This is a genomic window from Modestobacter sp. SYSU DS0657, assembly GCF_054050925.1.
In genome coordinates, this window is the sequence record NZ_JBJHAG010000021.1 from 58,127 (window position 1) to 68,616 (window position 10,490).

The following is a 10,490-nucleotide window of genomic DNA, read 5'->3' on the forward strand; positions in this document are numbered from 1 at the left end:
GCCTAGCGGTCGCGGTCGGCGGCGACGGCCAGCAGCTCGCGGGCGTGCGCCTGCCCGGTCTCGCTGTCGGCCAGTCCGGACAGCATCCGGGCCAGCTCCCGCACCCGTTCTTCGCCGGTGACCGTGTGGATGTCGGTGGCGGTGACCCCGGCACCGGAGTCCGGCGCCTTGTCGACGACGACGTGGGTGTCGGCGAAGGCAGCGACCTGGGCCAGGTGCGTGACGACGACGACCTGGTGCTCCCGCGCCAGCCGGGCCAGCCGCGCGCCGATCTCACCGGCCGCCTGCCCACCCACGCCGGCGTCGACCTCGTCGAACACCATCACCGGCACCGGGTCGGCCCCGGCGAACACCACCTCGATGGCCAGCATCACCCGGGACAGCTCACCGCCCGAGGCCCCCTTGTGCACCGGCCGGGCGGGCGCACCCGGGTGCGCGGACAGCAGCAGCACCACGTCGTCCGCGCCGTCGGCACCGAGGTGGTCGGGGTCGGTGTCGATGCGGAAGGACACCTGTGCGCTCTTCATGGCCAGCCCGGCCAGCTCCGCGCCGACCTCGGCGGCGAAGCCGTCGGCCGCGGCCCGACGGCCCTCGGTGACCCGGGCGGACAGCGCGGCCAGCTCGGCCCGGGCGGCGTCCCGCTCGGATTCCAGCGCCTCGAGCGCCTCGTCGGAGACGTCGAGCTGGGCCAGCCGCTCCTGAGCGTCGGCCGCCCAGCTGAGCACCCCGGCCAGCCCGGCGCCCGGATCGGCGTACTTGCGCACCAGCCCCGCGATCGCGGCACGCCGGTCCAGCACCTCGGCCAGGTGGGCCGGGTCGGCGTCCAGGTCGGCGACGTAGCCGGCCAGCTGGACGGCGACGTCGGAGACCACCGCCACGGCGTCGGCGAGGTCCCGGGCCAGCAGTACCAGCGACGGGTCGTCGGAGCCGGCCAGCGCCCGCTCGGCCGTGGCCAGGGCGGCTGAGGCGTCAGCGGGGAAGCCACCGTCGCCGCCGAGCTCCCCGGTGACGTCGCCGACCAGGGCGATCCGGGCCTCGTCGGCGACCACGCGCAGCGCGTCGGCGTCCCCGAGCCGCCTGGCCTGGGCGTCGAGCGCCTCGTCCTCGCCCGGCTCGGGGGCGACCGCGGCGATCTCCTCCAACCCGTGCCGCAGCACGTCGGCGGTCTGCGCCAGCTCCCGGGCCTGGCTGCGCCGGCGGTCCAGGTCGTCGGCGAGTGCACGCCACCGCGCGTAGGCGGCCCGGTGCTCCTCGATCAGCGCCAGGTGCGCCGGGCCGGCGTAGCGGTCCAGCGCACGACGCTGCTCCGCCGGCCGGGTCAGCCGCAGCTGGTCGGTCTGCCCGTGCACGGCCAGCAGGTCCTCGGACAGCTCGGCGACCAGGCCGACCGGCACGGTGCGCCCGCCCAGGTGCGCCCGCGACCGGCCCTCGGCGCTGATCGTGCGGGCCAGGATCAGGCTGCCGTCCTCGTCGGGATCGGCACCGGCGTCGGCCGCGCGGTCCCAGACCGGCGAGCCCGGCGGCAGCGTGATCCGCCCCTCCACGCTCGCCCGGCCGTTGGCGCGCACCCGGCCGGGGTCCGCCCGGCCGCCGAACAGCAGGGTCAGTCCGGTCACCACCATGGTCTTGCCGGCACCGGTCTCGCCGGTGACCACGGTCAGCCCGGGCCCGAGCTCCAGCGTGACGTCGTCGATGGCGCCCAGGCCGCGGATGTGCAGCTCGGTGAGGGCGCCGTTGCGAGGCGCTGCCGGCGGGGCCTGCTCAGGCCGCGTCGTCCGGGTCGCCACCGCTCACCTCCTCGGGGCGGCGGGTGGCGCCGTCGGCGGTGTTGATCCCGCGGGCGAGCACGTTGCTGTGCCAGGTCGGCGCCTCGTGCCCGGGCCCGTGCGAGCGAGCGTCACGGAAGCCGCGCACCGGCAACCCGAACTTGGCGACCAGCCGGTCGCCGAAGGAGGTCGGGTTGACCCGGGCGATCCGCACCGGCCGGTCCGAGCGCCGCACCTCGACCCGGCCGCCGTCGGGCACCTCGACCACGCGCCGGCCGTCGGCGGAGACCCGCGCCCGGGCGCCGTCGTGCGGCACGGCGACGGTGAGCACCGAGCTCGGGGAGGTGACCAGCGGCCGGGAGAACAGGGCGTGCGCGTTCGCCGGCACCAGCAGCAGCGCCTCCACGTCGGGCCACACCACCGGGCCGCCGGCGGAGAACGCGTAGGCCGTGGAGCCGGTCGGGGTGGCGCAGAGCACGCCGTCGCAGCCGAAGCTGGTCAGCGGGTGCCCGTCGACCTCCAGGACGACGTCGAGCACCCGGGCGCGCTCGACCTTCTCCACCGACACCTCGTTCAGGCCCCAGGTGCCGCCGACGGGCCGCCCCTCGTCGTCGAGGACCGTCGCCTCCAGGGTCAGCCGCTCCTCGACCTCGTACTGGCACCGCTCGACGGCGGCGAGCATCTCCTCGACCGACTCCGGCTCGGTCTCGGCGAGGAAGCCGACCCGGCCCAGGTTCACCCCGGTGATCGCCGCATCGGTGGAGCGGGCGAGCTCGGCGGCACGCAGGAACGTGCCGTCCCCGCCGAAGACGAGCACGATCTCGGTGCCCTCGGCGGCCTGCGGACCGAACGTGCAGACCTCGGCGCCGGGGATGGCCAGGTCCACCGCCTCGTCGTCGAGCACCCGGACGACGAAACCGGCCCGGGCCAGGCGGGCGGCCGCGGACCGGGCGAGCGCGACGATGTCGGCCCGTCCGGTGTGGACGGCGAGCAGCACGCGCCGGACCCCGCCCCCCTCCCGCGGTGGCAGGCACTCGGTCACTGTGGTCCCTCCTGAACTGCTCGGTCGACGTCGTCCGGTTGCGGTGGTGGGGCGTCGCGGCGCAATCGGAGGAAGAACTCCACGTTGCCCGCCGGGCCGGGCAGCGGACTGGCCACCACCCCGGCGGTGCCCCAGCCCAGGTCGGCCGCGGCCCTGGCCACCGTGAGCACCGACTCGGCGCGGTGCGCCGGGTCGCGGACGACTCCGCCACTGCCCAGCCGTTCCCGCCCGACCTCGAACTGGGGCTTGACCATCGGCAGCAGGTCGGCGTCGGGGGTGGCGCAGCTGGTCAGGGCAGGGAGCACGAGCCGCAGCGAGATGAACGAGAGGTCGGCCACGACCAGCTGCACCGGCCCACCGATCACCTCCGGGGTCAGCTCCCGGACGTTGGTGCGCTCGTGCACCGCGACCCGGTCGTCGGTGCGCAGCGACCAGGCCAGCTCGCCGTACCCGACGTCGACCGCGACCACCTCGCGGGCTCCGCGGCTGAGCAGCACCTCGGTGAACCCACCGGTGGAGGCCCCGGCGTCCAGGGCGCGCCGGCCGGTCACGTCGACGTCGAAGGCCGCCAGCGCGCCCAGCAGCTTGTGCGCGCCGCGGGACACCCAGCTGGGCTGGTCGGGGTCGGTGCGGACGACCACCGGGGTGCCGGCCTCGACGCCGGTGGCCGGCTTGGTGGCGGCGGCACCGGCGACGGTGACCCGCCCCTCGGCGATCAGCGCGACGGCGTGCTCCCGGGAGCGGGCCAGCCCACGACGGACGAGCTCGGCGTCGAGCCGGCTGCGACGTGCCATCAGAGCTCGTCGATGGTCGACAGTTCGCGCTGCAACCGCTCGTGCTCGGCCTCGTAGACCCCCACGTGCTCGGCCACCGGCCGCTCGGCCAGTGCGGCGAACGGCGAACCGGCCGGGGGGACGTCGCGCGCCGGCGCGTCCGGACCCGATCCCGCGTCCGGGCCCGGGGCGCCGCTGGTCACGCCGGTCGCCGGGTCGGACGCGGGCGGCGGACCGACAGCGGGACTGCGCGGGGGGCCGGGCACCGGGCGCGGGGGGCCGGGCACCGGGCGCGGTCGTTCCGGGTGGCTCACGGTCCTCCTCCACGGGGTCGGTGATCGGGCTGTGCCGTCGGTGGACCGGCGAGCCGTCGGATGGGCGTGCAGATGGTCGGGGCCACGGTCGGGTGCTGCGGGCCCCCGGACCGGTCCACCCCGGGTGTGACGGCGGCGGACCACGTCGCAGGCTACCGGCCCGTGCGGACTGCCTGCGGCGCGGCGGAGCACCCGCGGACCTCCAGCGCCGCCGAGCCGCCGACCGCCCCTGACCGGGCGCGCCGGTGTCGGTGGCCGCCGGTAGCGTCCCGCTCTGGACTGCCCCGGCCGGGACCTGCCCGGCCACCGGCTGGAGGAGGCACCCCTTCCGTGGCGACGCTGGACCAGTGCATGACCGCTCTCACCGGTTTCGTCGGCCGGCTGGCCGCGAAGGACGCGGCCCGCGACCTCGACCGCACCGTCTCCTGCCGGCTCACCGACCTCGGCCAGGTGGTGCAGGGCCGGCTGGCCCGGGGAGCCGTGCACGACATGACCGCGGTGCCTGAGGGGCCGGCGGTGCCCAAGGCCGACATCCGGCTGACCATGACCAGCGACGACCTGCTGGCACTGACGGCCGGCGAGCTGTCGTTCACCCCGGCCTGGGCCAGCGGCCGGGTGAAGCTGGAGGCCGGGCTGCGCGACATGCTCCGGCTCCGTTCGATGCTCTGACCCCGGGGCGGCGGTGAGCCGCCCGTCTCCCGCCCGACGGTCCGGGCAGGGCGGTCACCCCGGGACGAGACCCCACTGCGCCAGCGCCGCGGCCGCCGGGGCGTCGGCTGCGCTGACCGGTGGCCGTCGGCCGCCCTCGCCGGTGGACCGGCCGTCCGCCGCCCAGCACGCCACGGCGAGGGCGCGCAGCCCGTCCAGCCCGTCACCGCCGTCTCCATCGGCGCCCGACGACCGCAGCACCAGGTGACCGCCGGCGGCCTCGGCCAGCCAGCCCCCGCAGCGCCACCCACCCTCGACCGGCTCCACCGCCGGGTGCGGGGTGAGCAGCCCGGCGACGTCGGCAGCGAGCAGGTCCGGCCGGTGCTCGGGAACCGCGGCGAGCAGGTCGGCCGGGGTGGCGACCCCGGTGAGGACGAGCAGGCTGGCCGCGCCGGCCCGCCGGGCGCCCTCGATGTCGGTGTCCAGGCGGTCGCCCACGACCAGGGGCCGGGCCGCGCCCGTGCGGCGGACGCACTCGGCGTGCATCGCGGGGTCGGGCTTCCCGGTCACCAAGGGGGCCCGGCCGGTGACGGTGCTGACCACCCCCACCAGCGCGCCGTTGCCCGGCAGCACCCCCCGCGGGGAGGGGATGGTCGCGTCGGTGTTCGTGGCCACGTGCCGGGCTCCGTTCCGCACGGCCACCACGGCCTCGGCGAGCTGCGCCCAGCCCACCCCGGGCCCGTAGCCCTGCACCACGGCCGCCGGCCCGTCCTCGGCCCGCTCGACGACCCGGAGCCCGGCGGCGGTCAGCGCGGCCGCCACACCCGGGCCGCCGACCGCCAGGACGGGCGCGTCCGCGCCGACCAGCTCCCGGACGACCGTGGCCGCGGCCTGCGAGCTGGTGATGACGTCCTCGGCCGCAGCGGAGACGCCCAGCTCCGTGAGGTGTTCGGCGACCTGTTCCGGGGTGCGCGCGGCGTTGTTGGTCACGAAGCCCAGGCGCATGCCCTGGTCGCGCGCGGCGGCGAGGGCCTCGGGCACACCGGGCACCGCTGCAGGGCCGACGTAGACGACCCCGTCGAGGTCGAGCAGCGCGACGTCGTACTCACCGGCCGGCGGCCGGTCGCTGCCAGCGGCGAGCGGCGGCCGCTCCGGTGCGGTCACGCGGGGGCCTCGGACCGGTCGGCGGGGACGGGGCGGAAAGCAGGGGCCGGGTCGGTCATGGCAGCTCCTGGGCTAGGTCGCGGCGGGCGCGCACGCCGCGCAGCGCCTGGGCGTAGTGGGTGAGGTCGGGCCGCATCGCCACGGCCAGGGCCAGGTGCTCGGCGGCGAGTTCGAGGTCCCCGGCGCGGCTCGCGGCGAGCCCGAGGCCGAACTGGGCGTAGTCGTCGGTGGGGTTGGCGTCGATGATCCGGGCGAAGCTCCCGATCGCCTCGCGGTAGCGGCCCGCGTCGTACTGGGCACGCGCCAGCGCCTCCAGCACGCTCCGGGAGGCCGGTTCGGCGTGGACCGCGCGCTCCAGCAAGGTGGCCGCGGCATCGGGGTGCCCGTCTCCCAGCAGCTGGAGACCGCGCTGGTACCACTCGTAGACGCCGCCGTCCGGCTGACCTGGCTCCACCGCTGCTCCTCCCCCGTCGCCCCGGACCGCCCCACCGAGGCCCGGCCGGCGCGAGCCGGCCGGCACCTCGCTCCTACCATCGGGCGGTGCCCACCCCGCCGGCGGACGTCCCGCCCTCCACCGCGACGGGGCTCGACGTCCGGCCCTTCCGCGCCCTGGTCTACCGGGAGCACGACCCCGCACACCTGGCCCGGGTGAGCTCGCCGGCCTACGACCTGGTCACCGTGGGGGGCCGCGACCGCCTGGTCGAGGCCGACCCGCACAACATCGTCCGCTTGATCCTGCCGCACGTCGACCCCGTCACCGGGGGCCGCGCCGCACGCGACCGGGCCTCGGCGCGCGCGGCGGCGGCCAACCTGCGGCAGTGGCTGGCCGAGCGGGTGCTGGTCCGGGAGGACGTGCCGGCGATGTGGCGGTACGAGATGGCCACCCCGGGAACCACCGCGACCACCGGATGGCTGGGTGCGGTCCACGTGCCACCGGCGGGGTCGACCGCCGTGCTGCCGCACGAGGACACGTTCGCCCCGGCCGTCGAGGGCCGCCGGGCGCTGCTCGACGAGACCCGAACCGACCTCGAGCCGATCGTGCTGGCCCACGACCCGGAGCCGGAGGTCGCCGAGGTGACGCGGCACTCGGGGCAGGGCGCGCCCACTCTGCAGGTGACCGACCCGGACGGCGTGACGCACCGGCTGTGGCGGGTGACCGACCCGCTGGTCCTGCAGCGGCTGACCACGGCCCTGGGGAGGACCCAGGCGGTCATCGCCGACGGGCACCACCGGTTCGCGGCTGCCCGGGCCCACCAGGCGACCGGTGGCTCCGCGCGGTGTGCGGTGCTCGCCCTGCTCACGCCCGCCGGGCCCGGGGGCCTGCGGGTGCAGGCGATCCACCGCGTCGCACCCGACCTGTCGCTGACAGCCGCTGTCGATCTCGCCGCGACCGGGTTGACCGCACGGGACGTCACCCCCGCCGACGGCGAGGTCGCCGAGGTCTGCCGTCGCTGGGCCCGCGGCACGGACGGCGCGGCCGGCACGGTGGGCGGCCCGGTCTTCCTGGTGACCGACGGGACGCGCGTGGTGGAGCTGTCGGCCCCGACGGCGACCCTGCTGGCGACCGTGCCGACGGAGGCCCCCGCGGCGTGGCGGGCGCTCGACGTGGTGCTGGCCCACCACGGTCTGATCGGCCACCTGTGGCACCGCTCCGACGACCCCTCGTCGGTGCTGGTCGCCCACGACGTCGACCAGGCGCTCCGGTTGGCCGGTGAGCGCGCGGGAGTGGCCCTGTTGCTCCACTCCCCCGCTCCGGCGGACGTCGCCGCGGTCGCCCGCAGCGGTGCCCGCATGCCGCGCAAGTCGACGCTCTTCCTGCCCAAGCCGCGCACCGGGCTGGTGCTGCGACCGCACGAGGACTGACCGGGCTCACACCGGCTCACGCGCAGCGGCAGCACGGCTGGTGCGCTGCAGCTTGCGGCCCCGCCGGCAGCTGACCTCGTAGGCCACGGCGGTGCCGGTGGGGGTGCGCCAGAAGCGGCGTTGCAGCGAGCCCTCGACCTCGACCACGTCGTCGGTGCGCCAGGCCGAGGCGTAGCGCAGCAGCGTGGGGACGGTGCTCACGCAGGTCAGGACGTCGGACCTCGGCGCCCGCGGGCGCGGGTTCTCGCGTCGCACCACCAGCTTGAACAGCAGCAACGTGTCCCCGCTGGGCAATGGGCGCAGTTCGGGCGGGGCGGACAACCGCCCACGCAGCACGACGTCGTTCCGGTCGATCACGGCCAGGCTCATACCGGCAAGCCTCGCCAGGAGCCGGACCTGCCGGCCAGGGCTGACCGCGAGTTGTGGACAGCCTTGGCCGGTGTGGACGACGGAGTTCAGTCCGTCGTCGGGTCCTGCTCGCCCCCGTGGGCGGGCGGCTCCTGGAAGAGCCGGGTGTGGTCGCGCTCCACCGGCGGCGGCGTCTCCCCCAGCAGCTCGGCCACCTCCGCCTCGATGTCGGCGTCGGTCACCGGGCCGGTCACCGAGTCCAGCATCTCCTCGTCGAAGGCAGCGTCGAGAGGGTCGCCGGCGAGAGGGTCGTCGGCGCTCCCGCTCTCCGGCGCGGACGTGAGGTCGGTGGCCTCGTCGCCGGTCGCACGCACGTCGTCCGCCGCGGCATCCGGGTCTTCTGCCTCGTCCTCGAGTTCCTCGGCGAAGTGCGCGCTGACGCCGGTCAGGTCGTCGGGATCGGCAGCCGCGATGGCCGCGTACCACTGCTGAGCGACGTCCTCGTCACCCCGGTCGGCGAGCAGGTCGGCGTACGCGGTGGCCAGCCGAAGCCGGCCGAGGTCGGCGTCGCCGAGACCAGCGGGCGTGGGCCGGCCGCCGAGCGCGGCCTCCAGGACCAGGACGGCGGCACGCTCCTCGCCCATGTCCTGCCGGGCACCGGCCTCCACCAGCCGCAGCTCGACGAGCTCCTCCCCCTCCGGGGACGTCTCCAGCGCCTCCTGCACCAGTCGCAGCGCGGTCTCGGGACGCCCCAGTGCCCGTTCGCAGTCGGCCAGCACCGCGCGGTAGCTCTGGTCGCCGGCCATCCGGGCATAGGCGCGCAGCTCGCGAGCTGCCTCCGCGTAGTCACCTGCGTGGTAGGCAGCGACCCCGACCGCTTCACGCACGACCGCGAGCCGGGACGCCCGGTCCCGGGCAGCGCGGGCGTGCTCGAGGGCGAGCTGGGGTTCCTCCTCCAGCAGACCGCCGGCGGCCACCAGGTGCTGGCCGACGACGTCGGAGTTGCGTGAGTCCAGACCGCGCAAGGCGGCTCGGACAGCCGGGTCCAGCTCGCGGGCATCCGCCCACTCGGGCAGTTCCGGCGCAGCCGGACGCCGGACGACCTCGTCCGTCGGGCCGTCGGGACGTGCCGGCCGGCCGTCCTGCCAGGACGGACGATCAGGGGCGAAACGGTCCGGACGACGCTCCTGCCGGTCCCTCTCTGCGGGGGAGCGACCGGCCGCGCGATCCGGCCGCCGGTCCTGCCACGAGGGTCGGTCCCCGCCACCGGAACGCTGCGGACGATCACCACTGGGACGCTGGGGACGGTCACCGGCGGGACGGCGGTCCTGCCACGAGGGCCGATCACCGCCGCCGGAACGCTGCGGACGGTCACCGGCGGGACGGCGGTCCTGCCACGACGGCCGATCACCGCCACCGGAACGCTGCGGACGATCACCACCCGGTCGCTGGGGACGGTCACCGGCGGGACGGCGGTCCTGCCACGACGGCCGATCACCGCCGCCGGAACGCTGGGGACGGTCACCGGCGGGACGGCGGTCCTGCCACGAGGGCCGATCACCGCCACCGGAACGCTGGGGACGGTCACCGGCGGGACGGCGGTCCTGCCACGACGGCCGATCACCGCCACCGGAACGCTGCGGACGATCACCACCCGGTCGCTGGGGACGGTCACCGGCGGGACGGCGGTCCTGCCACGAGGGCCGATCACCGCCGCCGGAACGCTGGGGACGGTCACCGGCGGGACGGCGGTCCTGCCACGAGGGCCGGTCCCCGCCGCCGGAACGCTGGGGACGGTCACCGGCGGGACGGCGGTCCTGCCACGACGGCCGATCACCGCCGCCGGAACGCTGGGGACGGTCACCGGCGGGACGGCGGTCCTGCCACGAGGGCCGGTCCCCGCCGCCGGAACGCTGGGGACGGTCACCGGCGGGACGGCGGTCCTGCCACGACGGCCGATCACCGCCACCGGAACGCTGCGGACGATCACCACCCGGTCGCTGGGGACGGTCCCCGGCGGGACGGCGGTCCTGCCACGACGGCCGATCACCGCCACCGGAACGCTGCGGACGATCACCGGCGGGACGCTGGGGACGGTCACCGCTCTGCGCACTCCCGCGCGGGTCGCCACCGCGGGCACCACGGTGCCCGGCGGGGCGCCCGCGGTCGCCGGCGCCGTCCTGCCGCGGTCCACCGGAACGCCCCCCACCGCCAGCTCCGCGGCCGCCCCCGGAGGACGCGCCTCGACCTCGATCAGAGCCTGCGGGCCCGCGACGCGGAGAAGTCATGGTGTGTACGTACCTCACTGAGAATCGGTGCACGCCTGAGCGCTACCGGAACGGATCGCGGCCAGCGGGCCGTCTCGTGGCCCTCGGCCGCACGCGCAGAGGAGGCCCTGAACGCACGAAACGGGGGCCGGAGCAGATGCTCCGACCCCCGTTCGTTGAAAGATTGTCCGGCGGCGTCCTACTCTCCCACCCGGTCCCCCGGGCAGTACCATCGGCGCTGAAAGGCTTAGCTTCCGGGTTCGGAATGAGACCGGGCGTTTCCCTTTCGCCATGACCGCCGTAAC

General features: G+C 76.5%; 10 protein-coding genes and 1 rRNA gene. 2 read left to right on the forward strand and 9 right to left on the reverse strand.

Features of this window, described 5'->3' with window-relative positions:
- Window positions 1-2: 2 nt before the first annotated feature.
- Genes recN through ACI79A_RS14085 form a run of 4 tightly spaced genes read right to left on the reverse strand, consistent with a single transcriptional unit; the run spans window position 3 to window position 3,784 of the window.
- Window positions 3-1,787 carry a DNA repair protein RecN gene (gene recN, locus ACI79A_RS14070; protein ID WP_457084161.1) on the reverse strand — a complete coding sequence of 595 codons (1,785 nt, stop codon included), beginning with the start codon at window positions 1,785-1,787 and terminating at the stop codon, window positions 3-5.
- Entirely contained in the window at window positions 1,762-2,763 is a 1,002-nt protein-coding gene (locus tag ACI79A_RS14075; RefSeq protein WP_457084163.1) for an NAD kinase, read from the reverse strand. Before ACI79A_RS14075 ends, recN begins: the two co-directional genes overlap by 26 nt.
- 41 nt (window positions 2,764-2,804) lie before the next feature.
- Entirely contained in the window at window positions 2,805-3,602 is a 798-nt protein-coding gene (locus ACI79A_RS14080) for a TlyA family RNA methyltransferase (protein ID WP_457084165.1), read from the reverse strand.
- Window positions 3,602-3,784, reverse strand: coding sequence for a hypothetical protein (locus tag ACI79A_RS14085; protein ID WP_457084167.1), 183 nt, complete (start codon window positions 3,782-3,784; stop codon window positions 3,602-3,604). The genes ACI79A_RS14080 and ACI79A_RS14085 overlap by 1 nt, the downstream gene beginning before the upstream one ends.
- Window positions 3,785-4,225: 441 nt before the next feature.
- On the opposite strand from ACI79A_RS14085, the gene ACI79A_RS14090 reads away from it, so the two are divergent.
- Window positions 4,226-4,564: an alkyl sulfatase C-terminal domain-containing protein gene (locus ACI79A_RS14090; protein ID WP_457084168.1), complete on the forward strand. Its 339-nt coding sequence runs from the start codon at window positions 4,226-4,228 to the stop codon at window positions 4,562-4,564.
- A 54-nt stretch (window positions 4,565-4,618) separates the two neighbouring features.
- On the opposite strand, the gene ACI79A_RS14095 is transcribed toward ACI79A_RS14090, so the two are convergent.
- Window positions 4,619-5,707, reverse strand: coding sequence for an HAD-IIA family hydrolase (locus ACI79A_RS14095; protein ID WP_457084170.1), 1,089 nt, complete (start codon window positions 5,705-5,707; stop codon window positions 4,619-4,621).
- A 55-nt stretch (window positions 5,708-5,762) separates the two neighbouring features.
- A complete protein-coding gene (locus ACI79A_RS14100) occupies window positions 5,763-6,161 on the reverse strand; it encodes a tetratricopeptide repeat protein (protein ID WP_457084172.1) in 399 nt (132 codons plus the stop codon).
- 86 nt (window positions 6,162-6,247) lie between these two features.
- Between ACI79A_RS14100 and ACI79A_RS14105 the strand changes: the two genes are divergently transcribed.
- Entirely contained in the window at window positions 6,248-7,570 is a 1,323-nt protein-coding gene (locus tag ACI79A_RS14105; protein ID WP_457084174.1) for a DUF1015 domain-containing protein, read from the forward strand.
- Between the two features lie 6 nt (window positions 7,571-7,576).
- Here ACI79A_RS14105 and ACI79A_RS14110 read toward each other — a convergent pair whose 3' ends face one another.
- The 3 genes from ACI79A_RS14110 to rrf all read right to left on the reverse strand — a co-directional run bounded on the left by ACI79A_RS14110 (window position 7,577) and on the right by rrf (window position 10,488).
- Window positions 7,577-7,939, reverse strand: coding sequence for a single-stranded DNA-binding protein (locus tag ACI79A_RS14110; protein WP_457084176.1), 363 nt, complete (start codon window positions 7,937-7,939; stop codon window positions 7,577-7,579).
- A gap of 86 nt (window positions 7,940-8,025) precedes the next feature.
- The gene (locus ACI79A_RS14115; RefSeq protein WP_457084178.1) at window positions 8,026-8,943 is read right to left on the reverse strand and encodes a tetratricopeptide repeat protein; all 918 of its coding nucleotides are present in this window, start codon (window positions 8,941-8,943) and stop codon (window positions 8,026-8,028) included.
- A gap of 1,428 nt (window positions 8,944-10,371) precedes the next feature.
- Window positions 10,372-10,488, reverse strand: a 5S ribosomal RNA gene (gene rrf, locus ACI79A_RS14120).
- Window positions 10,489-10,490: the final 2 nt, after the last annotated feature.